Raw genomic sequence first — 15,695 nt, forward strand, 5'->3', positions numbered from 1 at the left:
TTTCCTTTCAAAAGCCAAAAGGGTTGGAATTTTTTTCCAACCTAATTGATACTATTCATTAATTTTTTTAGACATTAAAGCGGAATTCCATGATATCACCGTCTTGGACGATATATTCTTTTCCTTCCTCACGCAAGCGTCCAGCTTCTTTTACTGCCTTTTCAGATCCGTATTTCACTAGATCCTCATATGACATGGTTACCGCACGAATAAATCCTTTTTCAAAGTCTGAATGGATAATACCAGCTGCTTGAGGAGCCTTCATACCACGTTTGAAGGTCCAAGCGCGAACTTCTTTTTCACCAGCTGTGAAGTAAGTTCCCAATCCAAGCAAGTGGTAAGCTGCACGAGTCAACTTGTCAACGCCTGATTCTGTCAAACCAAGTGCTTCAAGAAACTCTTGCTTGTCTTCTTCGTCTAACTCAGAAATTTCTTCCTCAGCACGCGCAGAAATAACAACTACTTCAGCATTTTCTGTCGCTGCAAATTCACGAATTTGTTTAACATAGTCAATAGAGTCAGGTTCTGAAACCACATCCTCGTCCACATTAGCAACATAGAGCACTGGTTTAGTCGTTAACAGGAAGAGACCTTTGACAACCTTTTGTTCCTCATCTGTAAATTCAATAGTTCGAGCTGATTTTCCATCTTCGAGGACTGGTTTAATCTTTTGAAGAACATTAAACTCAGCTACTGATTCTTTATCTTTTTGCGTACGTGCCATCTTTTCTACACGCGCATATCGTTTGTTCACTGATTCTAAGTCAGCAAGAATCAATTCCAGATTAATTGTATCAATATCTGCAAGTGGATCTACAAAGGCGTCTTCACGTCCTTGCTCACGCATAACATTTTCATCATCAAAAGCACGAACTACATGAACAATCGCATCTACTTCACGGATATTGGCCAAGAATTTATTCCCTAGTCCTTCTCCTTTTGAAGCTCCTTTTACAATTCCTGCGATATCTGTAAATTCAAATGTTGTTGGAACTGTCTTTTTAGGAGTAATCATTTCAGTTAGTTTTTGTAGGCGTTCATCTGGAACCTCAACCATTCCAACGTTTGGATCAATCGTCGCAAATGGATAGTTTGCAGCCTCTGCTCCTGCTTTTGTAATTGCATTAAATAGTGTTGATTTACCAACATTTGGCAAACCAACGATACCTGCTGTTAAAGCCATATTTTCTCATTCTCCGTTTTCATTTCAATCCCTAATATTATAACACAAAAAGGGAAAACTTGCTAACCCTCTAACTAAGGGTTTTCAGTCAATAATTTTATTCATTTTTCGATCAAAATCATAGCGTCCCATCATGACAACATGGTCACAATTACTGCATTTGATTTTGATATCTGCCCCTACACGTGTAATTTCCCAACGATTTGCTTTTTTACCAGTTGACTTGATAGTACAAGCATGTGGTTTTTTCATCTCAACAAAATTTCCAACTTGATACATACTACTCTCCTTTTCTTTTTCGATTATATCATAAAAGAGGCGAGCTAGGCTCAACCTCTTTCACTTAATTTGTACGAACTGGTGTAATGAGCTGCATGAAGTCCTCGTCAGTATCTGCTGGCACAAGAGTAAATGGACGAACAGCTGAGATAAAGCTAATAGTCACCTTTTCGCTATTTAAAGCTTTAAGAGAATCAATCAAGTAAGTTGGGTTGAAACTAATGGTCAAATCTTCACCAGTAACCTGATCAGTATCGATTTCTTCGTTTACTTTACCAACTTCTGGAGAGTGAACATGGGCGCTAACAATCCCATCTTTAATTTCAAGTTTCACAGTACCATTTTGAGTAGCACTTGATAAAAGACGAGCACGCTCCATTGACTGACGTAAGTTTACCACATCAAAAGTAATAGTAGTGTTAAAGTCTGTTGGAATCAAGCGATCTGTATCAGGATAGTTTCCTTCTAGGAGACGAGTATAGAAGCTAATATTTTCGCTTCTAAAGAGGATTTGGTTATTGGCAAAGAAAATCTCTACAGTTTCGATATCATCTGTAAATACCGCTGAAAATTCGCGTAGAGAACGGCTCGGAATCACGACATCAAAATCATCACTATTTTTTTCAAGAGTCAATTTTTTCTGGCTTAGACGATGAGAGTCTGTTGCAACTGTTTTTAACTCTTTGTGTTGACTCAATACAAAATGAACACCTGTCAAAATTGGACGACTTTCTTGTGTACTTGCAGCAAATGCTGTTTCATTGATAATTTTCTTGAGTAATTTTGTTTCAAGAACTAAAGGAGTGCTTGCTGAAATTTCTTGGATTCGTGGGTACTGTTCGCTATCTTTTCCTTTTAAGGTAATTTCTGATTTGCCGCTGGTTAAAACAATTTGATTTTGTTCAATTTCTTTAAAATCAAGAGTCACATCAGGTAGGCTAGATACCACATTGATAAAGAAAGAAGCTTCAAGAAGGATCGAACCTAAAGAAGTAATTAATAGACCAGCATCTTCATTTTTTTGAGAAATAAAATTTTCAATTGAAATTTGACCATTTGAACCAATTAAAGTAACACCTTCATTGGTCACGTCAATTTTGACGGTTGATAAAATAGGAATAGCATTTTTAGAACTAATAGCTCTCTTAGTTGTATTCAATGCTTGTAGAAATAAATTTTTATTAATTGAAAAATGAATCATGGATTCTCCTTTATTTATTTTTAGTATTAGAAGGATAATAGTAATAATAGAGTCTGTGAAATCTGTGGAAAACAGACTTTAAACAAGTCATATCAAGTTTTTTGGCTTGTTTAAAAAATGTGGATAAAAAAGATAATAAAGTAAAAGTTTTCCACAAGTTATTTAATTTTCTTTTTGATGGATTCAATTTCTAAACGTAAATTATCGTCTTCATCAATCAAAGATTTAATTTTTGCATGGGCATGAATGACTGTTGTATGATCTTTTCCACCAAATTCCTTCCCAATTTTTGGAAGACTATTATCTGTTAGTTCTCTAGATAAATACATGGCTACTTGACGGGCTAACACAATATTTTGAAGGCGTCTGCTTCCCTTCATTTCTTTGACGCTGACACCATAAAAGTTACCAACTTCATTTTGGATTTTATCAATTGGGATGACGAGCATTTGGCTAACATCTTGTTTGCGAGCTCTAATGGCTTCTGCAGCAATATCAATAGTGATATCCTTGATTTTTTTTACTCGGGCAATTAAAGTGATGTCGTTGATGGCTCCCTCAAGATCTCGAACATTTGAATCAAATTGTCCAGCTAGGTATTCTAGAGTATCACTTTGGAAATTGTAGCCTAAATGTTCCGTTTTACTTTGTAAAATGGCAATACGTGTTTCAAAGTCAGGGGGTGTGATAGTTTGTGTCAATCCCCAACTAAAGCGCGTGACAAGCCTCTCCTCGAGCCCTTCTAGATGTTTTGGACTACGATCACTGGTTAGGACAATCTGTTTTTGCTTGTCATGAAGGGCGTTAAAGGTATTGAAAAATTCTTCCTGAGTTGCAACTTTTTTTCCGCTGAGTGACTGGATATCATCGATTAACAAAAGATCAAGACTACGATAGGTTTTTTTAAATTTTTCCATTTCCCCAAGTCTTAGGTGATCAAGAAAGTCATTAATAAAACTTTCAGCAGGTATGTATTTGACACGCGCATTTGGAATATTTTTTAGAATTTCATTTCCAATAGCGTTTAACAGGTGAGTCTTACCAAGCCCAGGTCCTCCATAGATAAAAAGAGGATTATAGGTCAAGGCCAAATCTTCAGAGACAGCCAAAGCGGCTGATACTGCCCAAACATTTCCATCCCCTTGAATAAAATTATCAAAGGTATACTTTTCTTTTAACCCCGTATCCGAATAAGGAATAGATGCTAACTTTGGACTATAGTCATAAAGAGTTGAATTTGTAGCTTCTTCAACTTGTGAGATAGCCGTATCTTGAGGTTTGGTGAAAATATAGTGGGGAGTTATCTCAGCATCATAAATTTCAAATCCGGCAACTACAATAATATCTTTTAGTTGTTTTTCCCAGACCATTTCCATTTCAGATCGTGGTAAAAATATAGTGGCAACATTTTCCTCTACCTTGATAAGTTCAGCTTGAATAGCATAGAAATCATACATGGATCGAGTCAGTCTTTCTTGAGCAAATTCTAATATACGATTCCAAAATTGTTTTTCTTTCAATCCTTTCTCCTCCTTTACTATTTAAAAGTTTAATACTAGACCTATTTTACCACAGAGAACAAGAATTTTCCACAAGCTGTGAAAAATAATCCACAATGTTACCAAGTTTTATCCACAGGTTGGGGATAAAAGCAGAAACTATTGATTTATTTAGCTTTTTATTGAAAAAAATAGTGGATAACCTTGTGAGATAAAAAAATAAAAGAACAGCCTTATTTCAGGCTGTTGATAATTCTACTGTATTCTTCTTGATTTGAAAAAGAAATAATAATTTTTCCACTATCTTTTTTAGACAGTTTAATCTCTACATCTAATCCGAGTAGTTTTCTTAACTGTTTTTCTTCATTTTGTATGAAATGATCATTTTTTTGCAGTTTCTTTTGTTTTTTCTCTGTCAGAAGAGCTTCTAACTTCCTTACAGAAATGTCTTCTTCTATAATTCGTTGAAAGAAATAGTCTTGTTGTTCCTTATTCAACCCAACTAGAGAACGCGCATGAGCTTGTGATAGTTTGCCATTTTCTACTTCTGAGAGGATAGCATCTGGCAAGGAAAGCAAACGAATGGAGTTGCTGATATATGGACGAGACTTGCCCATTTTATCTGCAATTTCAGCATGGGTAAATCCTTTCTCTACAAGAGATTCATAGGCGCGTGCTTCTTCTATTGGATTTAAATTTTCTCTTTGCAAATTTTCAATGATGGACTGGACCATCATCTCTTGATCTGAAAGCTGTTTAACAACAGCTGGGATAGACGTTAGACCAGCTAAAAGTGAAGCCCGATAGCGTCTCTCTCCTGCAAGGATTTCATAACCAATAACAGGAGATTTACGAACAATAATCGGTTGAATGACCCCATTTTCTTTGATAGACTGTGCTAGTTCATCTAGTTTTTCTCCATCAAATTCTTTTCGAGGTTGATAGGGATTTTTTTGTATATCTGTGATAGAAATCATTTCAAATTTTTCCATGATTCTACACTAACACATCTTTTCTCTTATGTAAAGCTTTCTTTACATAGATGTCAATTAAGATTCTAAATCGCCTGAACTCTTGTCAAGTTTAATAGATGTAGTTCCTTCTTTACCGTTACGATAGTAAGTTATTTTAATAGTGTCTCCGATAGAATGATTGTAAAGAGCACTTTGTAAGTCTGTTGATGAAGAAATCTCCTTGTCGTCTACTTTTGTAATAACATCGTATTTTTCAAGGTGACCATTGGCAGGCATATTGCTCTGCACAGAACGAACAACTACACCAGATGTTACATTGCTTGGAATATTAAGTCTTCTAATATCACTTGTATTAATATTTGAGAGATTGACCATTTGAATTCCCAAAGCTGGACGAGTCACTTTTCCGTTCTTTTCTAACTGTTCAATAATATTGATAGCATCATTTGCGGGAATTGCGAAACCAAGTCCTTCTACAGATGTGCCTCCATTTGTGGCAATTTTACTTGAGGTAATTCCGATAACTTGTCCTTGAATATTGATTAGTGGGCCACCAGAGTTACCTGGGTTAATAGCAGTATCAGTTTGGATGGCTTTTGTAGAAATGGCTTGTCCATCTTCAGATTTTAAAGATACATTTCGATTGAGACTAGATACAATACCCTGAGTGACAGTATTAGCATATTCAGAACCTAACGGGCTACCGATGGCAATGGCAGTTTCTCCTACGGTTAACTTGCTAGAATCACCAAACTCAGCTACTGTTGTCACTTTTTCTGAAGATATTTTGACGACAGCAATATCAGAGAAAGTATCAGCTCCGACAATTTCTCCAGGTACTTTAGTTCCATCTGACAAACGAATATCTACTTTGCTGGCGCCATTTATAACGTGATTATTGGTGACAATATAAGCTTCTTTATCATTCTTTTTATAAATAACCCCAGATCCTTCACTAGAGATTTGTTGAGAATCTGTGTCAGTATCATCATTTCCAAATACGCTATTTTGTCTGTTTGCTGAATAAGTAATAACTGAAACAACAGCATCTTTTACTTTGTTAACAGCCTGTGTTGTTGAATTTTCGTTCTTATAGGCAGTCTGTGTAATGGTGCTATTGTTGTTAGAGTTGCTTACACTACTTTTTTGAGTTAGTTGAGCTATTGAAAAACTACCCAAGGCTCCACTAATAAAGCTAATGACGATAACGACTAATAATTGAAACCCTTTTTTGTAAAATGTTTTTAAATGTTTCATATTTGCCTCCATATTTTTAAATTACTGAAAGTATAAACTGACTAGCTTAATTATAACTTAAATACAAAAGTTTTTCACAGATTGTGGATAACTTTCTAAAATCTGTGGTTTTCTCAGTTAAAATTAACCTTTTATTTTGTGAATAAGATGTGAAAAAATAAAGAATATGTTAGAATAGAGTCATGAAAATTAAAGTTGTAACAGTTGGGAAACTGAAAGAAAAGTATTTAAAAGATGGTATTGCAGAGTATTCAAAACGAATTTCTCGATTTGCTAAACTTGAAATGATTGAGCTAGCAGATGAAAAAACACCAGATAAGGCCAGTGAGTCAGAAAATCAAAAGATTTTAGAAATAGAAGGTCAGAGAATTTTATCAAAAGTTGGTGACCGTGATTTCGTTATTGTGTTGGCTATCGAAGGGAGAACTTTCTCCTCAGAAGAATTTAGTAAGCAGTTAGAAGAAGCTCCTATAAAAGGATTTTCTACTCTTACCTTTATTATTGGAGGGAGTTTAGGATTATCATCAGCTGTAAAAAAGAGAGCTAATCTTTCTGTCAGTTTTGGTCGCTTAACCTTGCCCCATCAGTTAATGAGACTAGTTCTTGCTGAACAAATTTATCGCGCTTTTACGATTCAGCAAGGCTCCCCCTATCATAAATAGAAAATTGACTTTTAATTGAATTTTTGGTAGAATAATTGTGTTAGGTCTCATAGCTCAGCTGGATAGAGCATTCGCCTTCTAAGCGAACGGTCGCAGGTTCGAATCCTGCTGGGATCAATATAGTAGCAAAGCTGGGAATTTTCCCGGCTTTTTTCTTAAAAAAGTACACTTGAGGAGAAAAAAATGACAGTTGAGAGAATTTTATCTAAAATGAAATTCCATTTTGTATAATGGTTTTTGTAAGTTAGCTTACAAGAAAAAACATTTTAGGAGATTTTATTATGAAAAACACAGTTAAATTGGAACAGTTTGTAGACTTGAAGGAAAAAGACTTGCAAAAGATTAAAGGTGGGGAAATAAGAAAAACAAGTAATAGTTTACTTAATTTCTTTAAAAGAAGATAAGGAAGTGTCAGAATGAATTTTTTCTTAGTAGTAGATTTTATATTATATTTTTTTATTATTAGTCATAGTTACCGTTTAATTTGTAAAGGCCAAATAAAAGCAAAGGAACTATATTTTTTTGGTATCTATACATTACTAGTAGAAGCAGTACTTGAACTTCCTTTTTACCTCCTATATTTAGATGGGTTAGGGATTGCAAGATTTTTATTTCCTTTGGGATTATATTTCTATTTTCGATGGATTAAACAGTATGAGAGGGATAGAGGACTATTCTTAAGTTTACTACTATCTCTTTTATATGAGAGCACTCATAACTTTCTGTCTGTAACTTTCTCCTCTCTAACAGGAGACAATTTTGTTTTACAATATCATGATCCATTCTTTTTCGTTGTAACGGTATTGACTTATGTTGTTATCTTAAAAATCATTCGTTATTTCCATTTGGAACTAGCCTATTTTGACAAAGATTACCTCTACCCTTTCTTGAAAAAAGTATTTTTTGCTTTACTATTGCTCCATACTGCATCTTTCGTTTCAGATATGGTAAGTACGATTAAACATTTGAATAGTTTTGGAAGTATTTTATCATCTATTGTCTTTATATCGTTACTTTTGACCTTCTTTGCAATGAATTCGCATAAAGAACAAATAGAAAAAGAGATTGCTTTGAAGCAGAAGAAATTTGAACAGAAACATTTACAGAATTATACAGATGAAATTGTTGGCTTGTATAATGAAATCCGTGGGTTTCGACATGACTATGCTGGAATGCTTGTCAGTATGCAGATGGCAATTGACAGTGGTGATTTACAGGAAATTGACAGAGTTTACAATGAAGTTTTGGTTAAAGCTAATCACAAACTGCGTTCAGATAAGTACACTTACTTTGATTTGAACAACATAGAAGATTCAGCTTTACGAAGTTTGATTGCTCAGTCAATTGTCTATGCTCGAAATAATGGTGTAGAGTTTACACTGGAAGTAAAAGATACGATTACCAAGCTCCCAATTGAACTATTGGATTTGGTTCGTATCATGAGCGTTTTATTGAACAATGCTGTCGAAGGATCGGCTGATAGCTATAAAAAGCAGATGGAAGTAGCAGTTATTAAGATGGAAACTGAAACAGTTATTGTGATTCAGAATTCATGTAAAATGACGATGACTCCTTCAGGAGATCTATTTGCTTTAGGATTCTCCACTAAGGGAAGAAATCGCGGAGTCGGATTAAATAATGTGAAAGAACTACTAGATAAGTACAACAACATCATTTTAGAAACAGAGATGGAAGGCAGTACATTTAGACAAATTATTAGATTTAAGAGGGAATTTGAATGAAAGTTTTAATTTTAGAGGATGTTATTGAACATCAAGTGAGACTAGAAAGAATATTGGATGAAATTTCGAAAGAATCGAATATTCCAATATCATACAAGACAACAGGAAAAGTCCGTGAATTTGAAGAATACATTGAAAACGATGAAGTAAATCAGCTTTATTTCCTAGATATTGATATTCATGGAATTGAGAAAAAGGGATTTGAAGTGGCTCAGCTCATTCGTCATTACAACCCTTACGCTATTATCGTCTTTATTACCAGTCGATCAGAGTTTGCGACTCTAACCTATAAATACCAGGTATCAGCCTTAGATTTTGTTGATAAGGATATCAATGATGAGATGTTCAAGAAGAGAATTGAGCAAAATATCTTCTACACGAAGAGTATGTTGCTTGAAAATGAAGATGTTGTAGATTATTTTGACTACAATTACAAGGGAAATGATTTAAAAATTCCTTATCATGACATTCTGTATATTGAAACGACAGGGGTCTCTCATAAATTGCGCATTATTGGTAAGAATTTTGCAAAAGAGTTCTATGGAACAATGACAGATATTCAGGAAAAGGACAAACATACTCAGCGATTTTATTCTCCTCATAAATCATTTTTGGTAAATATAGGCAATATTAGAGAAATTGATCGAAAAAACTTAGAAATTGTTTTCTATGAAGACCATCGTTGTCCTATTTCAAGATTAAAAATTAGAAAATTAAAAGATATTTTAGAGAAAAAATCTCAAAAGTGATTGACAATTAGCAAGAAATTGATATAATGGTTATATCTGCTACAGATAGAAGGTCCGTTGGTCAAGGGGTTAAGACACCGCCTTTTCACGGCGGTAACACGGGTTCGAATCCCGTACGGACTATTTTATCCGCCATAGCTCAGTTGGTAGTAGCGCATGACTGTTAATCATGATGTCGTAGGTTCGAGTCCTACTGGCGGAGTATAGATAAAAGGGAACACAGTGTTGTTCCCTTTTTTGCATCAATTCGTATCACCAAGCATCTTCATGAGGAAGTCTGTTATTTCTTGAGAACTTTCTTTTTTTCCATGTGCAATCCAAGTTTGGCAGACACCAAAAAGTGCATGAGTTAGATAGATGCTACTATATTCTAATTCAGTGGTATTGAGATTCAGTTGCATAAATCGCTTTTGTAAATCTGTACTGAGCATGATATGAAGTTTATTTCGTAAGAAATTTTGGATTTCTTTGGTCCCATTTTCAGAAAGAAGGGCAGCCAGAAGTGGTTCTGACTCTAGATATTCAAATACTTCTAAAATAGCATCTCTTTTGTGATGAGCATGTTTTTGAAAAATATATTCAAATGTATGAAATAGCTTGCTTTGATAATGCTCAATCATATCATACTTATCCTTATAGTGCGTATAGAAGCTGGAACGACTAATTCCGGCTTTTTCTGCTAGCTTGACAGTAGAAATTTGATCAAATGGTTGTTCCATTAGTAATTGTACCATAGCATTTTCAATAGTTCTCTTTGTTTTTAAGCGTTTGTTACTTTCTTGCATATTTCCTCCTTGTAAACAAATTAGACTATATGTCTAAAAATAGATTTTTTATCTTGTAATTTAGATTTTTTAATGTATAATCTATTATATCAAAATTTTAGACAATATGTTTAAAAAAGGAGAAACTATGTTTAAAGAATGGAAAGCAATTTTTAAAAAACCAAGCTTTATTATTGTCATGATAGGGATTTCTCTTATTCCAGCTCTGTACAATATCATATTTTTATCCTCAATGTGGGATCCATATGGTCAATTGTCTGACTTACCTGTGGCAGTTGTCAATAATGATAAAGAGGCTTCCTATAATGATAATACTATGGCAATAGGAAAAGACATGGTGTCCAATTTAAAAGAAAATAAAACTTTAGATTTTCATTTCGTGGATGAAGAGGAAGGAAAGAAGGGATTGGAAGATGGCGATTACTATATGGTAGTAACTTTACCAAGTGATTTATCTGAAAAAGCAGCTTCTATTTTAACGGATCACCCAGAGCAAATGCAAATCGATTATCAGACTTCAAGTGGTCATAGTTTTATTGCCAGCAAGATGAGTGATTCTGCGATGACAAAATTGAAGCAGAATGTTTCTACCAATGTAACCGAGACCTATACTAAAGCTTTATTTAACAAAATGGTCGATTTAAAGGATGGTATGAGTCAAGCAGCTTCTGGTAGTGAAAAACTAACTGATGGAGCGAATCAGTTAGTGACAGGAAGTCAAACATTAACTACTAACCTACACTCTTTAGCAGATTCAAGTTTAACATTTTCAAATGGAACGGAGCAGTTTACTAAAGGATTATCCTTATATGTCTCTGGTGTTGAACAACTTCATCTTGGCTTAGGGAATTTTAATAGTGGTTTAGTTACATATACTGGTGCAGTGAGTCAATTAGATAGCGGATTAGGTCAATTATCTTCTAAAAGCCCTGAATTAGTAAGAGGAATCAATCAGTTATATACTGGTGTAGAATCCTATACTGGCGGTGTTTCTCAGATTAATGCTGGTCTTAATCAATTTTCATCTGGTGTTAGTGCCTACACCAATGGAGTGGGAAGTCTTGCAACAGGTGCGAATCAGTTATCTAATCAATCATCTACACTTCGAATGGGTATGGAGCAATTAAGTGAAGGAATTCAACAACTTTCTAGCAAGTTAGATGCTTCGTCTGAGCAAAAAGATCAAATTGCTCAATTATCTTCCGGTCTAAATCAATTAAATCAAGCTATTCAAAATATTGATGTTGGAGATACAAAACAATTAGATTCTGTTTTATCAAGTATAGCATCTCTTTCTAATCAAATGTTAGTAAGTGCTCAGTCTGAAAAAGCAACTACATTAGCCAATATTCAATCGACAGCAGCTTATCAATCATTGACAAGTGAGCAACAAGCTGAAATAAGTGCTTCTGTATATCAAAATTCGACTGATAGTATTCAATCGGCTCAGTCAATTGTAGCTTTAGTACAAGGTTTACAGAGAAGTTTAAAAAACTTACAAAATCAATCTTCAAATCTTTCGACATTAAAAAATCAAGCTAATCAAGTATTACCGCTTGCTTCTACTTCTTTGACAGGATTGTCAAGTGGATTAACAGAGATACAAGGAGCTGTTACTAGTAAATTAGTTCCTGCCAGTCAGTCGATTGCATCAGGTGTAAACTCATATACTATAGGTGTTGATAAAGTTTCTCAGGGCGCAAGTCAACTAAGTGAAAAAAATGCCACCTTGACAGGTAGTTTGGATCAATTAGTTTCAGGCTCAACTACCTTGACACAAAAATCTTCTAACTTGACAGCAGGAGTTAGTCAATTAGTTGAAAAAACTCCAGAATTAGTATCTGGTATTGAAAAATTATCAACTGGCTCCAATCAATTGAATCAAAAGAGTCAAGAATTGATAGCAGGAGTTGATAAATTACAATCAGGATCGGGTCAATTAGCAGACAAATCCAGTCAGTTACTTTCAGATGCTTCTCAATTAGAGAATGGAGCTAATAAATTGGCAGCTGGAGCTGGGAAACTAGCAGAAGGTGGAATAAAGTTAACTTCTGGATTGGAAGGTTTACAGACAGGAGTTGCTTCTTTAGGACAAGGATTAGGTAATGCTAGTGATCAACTCAAGTCAGCATCAACGGAATCTAAAAATGCAGAGATTTTGTCAAATCCTCTCAATCTTTCAAAAACAGACAATGATCAAGTTCCTGTAAATGGAATTGCAATGGCTCCTTATATGATATCAGTTGCTCTCTTTGTTGCAGCAATATCAACGAATATGATCTTTGCGAAGTTGCCTTCAAGACGTCATCCAGAGAGCCGTTGGGCTTGGTTGAAATCTCGAGCAGAAATAAATGGTATTATAGCTGTTTTGGCAGGAATTTTGGTATATGGAGGAGTTCATCTTATTGGTCTAACGGCTAATCATGAGATGAGAACATTTATTCTCATTATCCTAACAAGTTTAGTATTTATGTCCATGGTGACCGCTTTAACAACATGGAATAGCCGTATAGGAGCTTTCTTTTCTCTTATTTTGCTTTTATTACAGTTAGCATCAAGTGCAGGTACTTACCCACTTGCTTTGACAAATGATTTCTTTAGAGCCATCAATCCTTGGTTACCAATGAGTTATTCAGTTTCTGGATTACGACAAACAATCTCTATGACAGGGAATATCCATCATCAAGTCATTTTCCTTGTTGTGATATTAGCCCTATTTACTGGTTTAGGTATGCTAGCCTATCAACCTAAGAAAATGGAAGAATATTAAAAAAATCGACCAACTGGTCGATTTTTTTATGCCTTAGATGACTTTCGTCTGTGATTATAGATTCCAAATAGTAAGAGAGAAGTAAAGGAACAGATTGCTCCAGTAATAAAACCATTGGGAATGAAGGAAAGTGTAATAGTTCCTTTCCCCTTGGGAACATCAACTTTCATAAATCCAGTTTGAGCTTGTTTAATTTCTATTTTCTTACCATCTTGGTAGGCAGACCAACCTTTGTCATAAGGAATGGTGAAAAAAATAGATGTATCTTGTTGGACATCATATGTAGCAAAGACCTTGTTTTTAGAAGTTGATACTGTGACAGGTTGTTCTTTAATTTTTTGAATTGCCTCGGTGAAAGTTTTGGTATCTAAACGATAGAAGGTAGGAGATTCAAATGATACTTGTGAATTTCCAGGGAAACTAACATTGATATTGAAAGTTTTTTTCTCTTTTGTATATCCTAGATTAAAGAAGGAGAATGCATTATCAGTTGTAAAAGTCTTTTTTTCACCATTTACAAGGATGTCAACCTTCTTTTGTTTATCATTAGAAAAGTGAAGGTTTGTGAAAGAAAGATAAATTTGGCTGTTTTCTGGCACTTCAATTTGATACTGAATTGCTGCATCCTCATTTGAAGAACTTGTAACACTAATCAAATCATCAGTATTTTCAGTTTTTTCACAAGGTATTGGAGAAAAATAATCAAAATTAACGTTAGCAAGTTGATTTAAAAACGAGGCTTGATTATCCAAAGTGTGTTCATTGAACTTGACATCATTGTAAACAGATTGACTAGCAAATGCAATCGGAAGAGAGAATTGATTTTCATATAGGGTAAGATTATCTTTTTGATATACATCTTGGAAACCATACTTATCAATAGGGTTTTCCGAGATATTGTACTGGATTCCAAATAAACTATCAGCCAAAATACTATTATTGGCATAACGGAGATTGAGATTAGTCCCAGAGGATTTAAATCCAAGTTTATCCAAAGTAGAGCTTGCTGAACGATTTCGAACAGATGAAAATTGAGAGATTCCATTGTAGTTGAATTTCATACTGTCATTTCCTGTCTGAGTCTCTAGTTTCTCAGTACGAGTAAATTGATTTCCAATATATGTTGAGAAAGATTCCATAGCTGGGATATCTCGATTATATGCACTTCGAGAAGCAAAGCCCCATTCTTTAGCAATTCCGTCCATTTGAGATGAAGCATTTAAACTTATTTCAACTATTATAAATAAAGAGATTAGAATGGCAAATAGATTTACAGAGATAAATTTTTTAATAACTGCAAGGAGTAAAAGAGCATAGACAACTAAAAATTCAAGAGTAAGCAGAATATTCAAATCTGTTAAAAAAGAATAATGTGATTTTAGATAGATGGTAGCTAAAAATCCTGTTACTATAAGAAAAAGCGAAACTAAAAAATTCCAGATTTTAATTTCTTTCAGACGATTTAAGACTTCCGCTGCTGTGTAAATTAACAAGGTAGAGAAAATCCAAGCATAGCGATGTAAAAACATGTTTGGAGTATGCATGCCTTGCCAAAATAAATCAAGAGCTTCAATATAAAAGCTGGCAATTAGAAATGCAAAGAAAATTGCATAGATAATTTTTACGTGAAACTTAATGGATGTCAGTGTAAAAAATAAAATGGTAAAAATAAAGGGAAGTAGTCCAACAAAAATCATTGGGATAGCCCCATACTTTGTTGTATCAAAGGAACCGATGAATTGCTTAGCAAAGAGATCAAGATACCAGCTACTTTCAGTTTGAAACTTTGTAACTTCAGTTAATTTTTCTCCATGTGTCTGTAAATCAAACAGAGTGGGAAGAGTCAGAATCAAACTAGCCATACCAGCTAAAAAGGAGATAACTATGAAATCAAGAACAGATGATTTTCGAGTCTTAAAGTCCCACGAAATTTGACAGAGATACCAGAAAATAAGAAACAATGCTGTCATATAGCCAAAATAATAGTTTTGGATAAATAAGATTGACAGACTTGTAAAGTATAATGAGAATTTCTTTTCAGTTATCAGTAGATGTAAACCAGTTATAATTAAAGGAATCAAGATAAAAACATCTAGCCAGGTTTTTATCTCTAGTTGACTGACAGTGAAACTCATCAGAGCATAGGAAGTAGATAAAGCTAGTTTTAAAGGTTTAGGAATCGATTGAAATAAGTTATTTAAACTAAAATAAGTTGACAGTCCAATCAATCCAAATTTTAAGAGAGTTGTCAGATAGACAGCATCTGGCATATTCGACAGATTAAAAAAGTAAACTAGAGGTGAAAGGAAACTTCCCAAGTAATAACTAGATAGGGCATAGAAATTCAATCCGAGGCCACTTGTAAAGGTGTAAAACAAACTACCATTTCCATGTAGGATATTTCGTAAAGCTACATCAAAAATAACGTATTGATGAAAGCCATCTCCTAATAGTGGAGATGTATCGCTATTCCAGTAGATACCTTGAGATAAATATACTCCTGTCATAATGACTACGGGAATGATGAAAGAAACAAAATAGGTCCAATATGTTTTAAAAAATAATTTCATGTTACCTCATAAAATGTTAGAAAA

At 34.3% G+C, this 15,695-nt stretch carries 13 protein-coding genes and 3 tRNA genes; 8 read left to right on the forward strand and 8 right to left on the reverse strand.

Going from position 1 to position 15,695, the window contains the following annotated elements:
- Nucleotides 1-67 precede the first annotated feature (67 nt).
- The 6 genes from ychF to ACN076_RS01285 all read right to left on the reverse strand — a co-directional run bounded on the left by ychF (nucleotide 68) and on the right by ACN076_RS01285 (nucleotide 6,393).
- The gene (ychF, locus tag ACN076_RS01260; protein WP_001218713.1) at nucleotides 68-1,183 is read right to left on the reverse strand and encodes a redox-regulated ATPase YchF; all 1,116 of its coding nucleotides are present in this window, start codon (nucleotides 1,181-1,183) and stop codon (nucleotides 68-70) included.
- Nucleotides 1,184-1,267: 84 nt separating this feature from the next.
- Entirely contained in the window at nucleotides 1,268-1,462 is a 195-nt protein-coding gene (locus ACN076_RS01265; protein WP_000285186.1) for a DUF951 domain-containing protein, read from the reverse strand.
- 64 nt (nucleotides 1,463-1,526) lie between these two features.
- On the reverse strand, nucleotides 1,527-2,663 hold the full coding sequence (dnaN, locus tag ACN076_RS01270) for a DNA polymerase III subunit beta (protein ID WP_000581172.1): 1,137 nt from the start codon (nucleotides 2,661-2,663) through the stop codon (nucleotides 1,527-1,529).
- 158 nt (nucleotides 2,664-2,821) lie between these two features.
- Complete coding sequence (gene dnaA, locus ACN076_RS01275) at nucleotides 2,822-4,183, reverse strand: chromosomal replication initiator protein DnaA (RefSeq protein ID WP_023944973.1); 1,362 nt, start codon at nucleotides 4,181-4,183, stop codon at nucleotides 2,822-2,824.
- Between the two features lie 212 nt (nucleotides 4,184-4,395).
- A complete protein-coding gene (locus tag ACN076_RS01280; protein ID WP_420789998.1) occupies nucleotides 4,396-5,154 on the reverse strand; it encodes a ParB/RepB/Spo0J family partition protein in 759 nt (252 codons plus the stop codon).
- 57 nt (nucleotides 5,155-5,211) lie between these two features.
- Nucleotides 5,212-6,393 carry a S1C family serine protease gene (locus ACN076_RS01285; RefSeq protein ID WP_420789999.1) on the reverse strand — a complete coding sequence of 394 codons (1,182 nt, stop codon included), beginning with the start codon at nucleotides 6,391-6,393 and terminating at the stop codon, nucleotides 5,212-5,214.
- Between the two features lie 182 nt (nucleotides 6,394-6,575).
- Here ACN076_RS01285 and rlmH point away from each other — a divergent pair, with 182 nt between their 5' ends.
- From rlmH to ACN076_RS01320, 7 genes are all read left to right on the forward strand, one after another.
- Entirely contained in the window at nucleotides 6,576-7,055 is a 480-nt protein-coding gene (gene rlmH, locus ACN076_RS01290) for a 23S rRNA (pseudouridine(1915)-N(3))-methyltransferase RlmH (RefSeq protein ID WP_153193935.1), read from the forward strand.
- A 43-nt stretch (nucleotides 7,056-7,098) separates the two neighbouring features.
- A tRNA-Arg gene (locus tag ACN076_RS01295) sits at nucleotides 7,099-7,172 on the forward strand.
- Between the two features lie 164 nt (nucleotides 7,173-7,336).
- Nucleotides 7,337-7,459: a competence-stimulating peptide ComC gene (gene comC, locus ACN076_RS01300; RefSeq protein ID WP_153193936.1), complete on the forward strand. Its 123-nt coding sequence runs from the start codon at nucleotides 7,337-7,339 to the stop codon at nucleotides 7,457-7,459.
- 12 nt (nucleotides 7,460-7,471) lie between these two features.
- Entirely contained in the window at nucleotides 7,472-8,797 is a 1,326-nt protein-coding gene (gene comD / locus ACN076_RS01305) for a competence system sensor histidine kinase ComD (RefSeq protein WP_153193937.1), read from the forward strand.
- Nucleotides 8,794-9,546 carry a competence system response regulator transcription factor ComE gene (comE, locus tag ACN076_RS01310; RefSeq protein WP_000866065.1) on the forward strand — a complete coding sequence of 251 codons (753 nt, stop codon included), beginning with the start codon at nucleotides 8,794-8,796 and terminating at the stop codon, nucleotides 9,544-9,546. The genes comD and comE overlap by 4 nt, the downstream gene beginning before the upstream one ends.
- A 51-nt stretch (nucleotides 9,547-9,597) precedes the next feature.
- Nucleotides 9,598-9,669, forward strand: a tRNA-Glu gene (locus ACN076_RS01315).
- A gap of 5 nt (nucleotides 9,670-9,674) precedes the next feature.
- Nucleotides 9,675-9,748 (forward strand) — tRNA-Asn (locus ACN076_RS01320).
- Nucleotides 9,749-9,788: 40 nt separating this feature from the next.
- Here ACN076_RS01320 and ACN076_RS01325 read toward each other — a convergent pair.
- Nucleotides 9,789-10,331: a TetR/AcrR family transcriptional regulator gene (locus ACN076_RS01325; RefSeq protein ID WP_049524461.1), complete on the reverse strand. Its 543-nt coding sequence runs from the start codon at nucleotides 10,329-10,331 to the stop codon at nucleotides 9,789-9,791.
- A gap of 127 nt (nucleotides 10,332-10,458) precedes the next feature.
- On the opposite strand from ACN076_RS01325, the gene ACN076_RS01330 reads away from it, so the two are divergent.
- Nucleotides 10,459-13,101, forward strand: coding sequence for a YhgE/Pip family protein (locus ACN076_RS01330; RefSeq protein WP_420790000.1), 2,643 nt, complete (start codon nucleotides 10,459-10,461; stop codon nucleotides 13,099-13,101).
- Nucleotides 13,102-13,127: 26 nt separating this feature from the next.
- On the opposite strand, the gene ACN076_RS01335 is transcribed toward ACN076_RS01330, so the two are convergent.
- Nucleotides 13,128-15,671 (reverse strand): YfhO family protein, encoded by a 2,544-nt coding sequence (locus ACN076_RS01335; RefSeq protein ID WP_420790001.1) that lies wholly within the window; start codon nucleotides 15,669-15,671, stop codon nucleotides 13,128-13,130.
- Between the last annotated feature and the right edge of the window lie 24 nt (nucleotides 15,672-15,695).

Origin of the sequence: Streptococcus sp. K0074 (assembly GCF_048843365.1) — a bacterium.
GTDB classification, from domain to species: domain Bacteria; phylum Bacillota; class Bacilli; order Lactobacillales; family Streptococcaceae; genus Streptococcus; species Streptococcus mitis_BM.

What these genes read in the sequence shown, in the direction of transcription:
- ychF (WP_001218713.1), bottom strand. Translation starts at nt 1,183, where the DNA reads ATGGCTTTAACAGCAGGTATCGTTGGTTTGCCAAATGTTGGTAAATCA.
- ACN076_RS01265 (WP_000285186.1), bottom strand. Translation starts at nt 1,462, where the DNA reads ATGTATCAAGTTGGAAATTTTGTTGAGATGAAAAAACCACATGCTTGT.
- dnaN (WP_000581172.1), bottom strand. Translation starts at nt 2,663, where the DNA reads ATGATTCATTTTTCAATTAATAAAAATTTATTTCTACAAGCATTGAAT.
- ACN076_RS01280 (WP_420789998.1), bottom strand. Translation starts at nt 5,154, where the DNA reads ATGGAAAAATTTGAAATGATTTCTATCACAGATATACAAAAAAATCCC.
- ACN076_RS01285 (WP_420789999.1), bottom strand. Translation starts at nt 6,393, where the DNA reads ATGAAACATTTAAAAACATTTTACAAAAAAGGGTTTCAATTATTAGTC.
- rlmH (WP_153193935.1), top strand. Translation starts at nt 6,576, where the DNA reads ATGAAAATTAAAGTTGTAACAGTTGGGAAACTGAAAGAAAAGTATTTA.
- comC (WP_153193936.1), top strand. Translation starts at nt 7,337, where the DNA reads ATGAAAAACACAGTTAAATTGGAACAGTTTGTAGACTTGAAGGAAAAA.
- comD (WP_153193937.1), top strand. Translation starts at nt 7,472, where the DNA reads ATGAATTTTTTCTTAGTAGTAGATTTTATATTATATTTTTTTATTATT.
- comE (WP_000866065.1), top strand. Translation starts at nt 8,794, where the DNA reads ATGAAAGTTTTAATTTTAGAGGATGTTATTGAACATCAAGTGAGACTA.
- ACN076_RS01325 (WP_049524461.1), bottom strand. Translation starts at nt 10,331, where the DNA reads ATGCAAGAAAGTAACAAACGCTTAAAAACAAAGAGAACTATTGAAAAT.
- ACN076_RS01330 (WP_420790000.1), top strand. Translation starts at nt 10,459, where the DNA reads ATGTTTAAAGAATGGAAAGCAATTTTTAAAAAACCAAGCTTTATTATT.
- ACN076_RS01335 (WP_420790001.1), bottom strand. Translation starts at nt 15,671, where the DNA reads ATGAAATTATTTTTTAAAACATATTGGACCTATTTTGTTTCTTTCATC.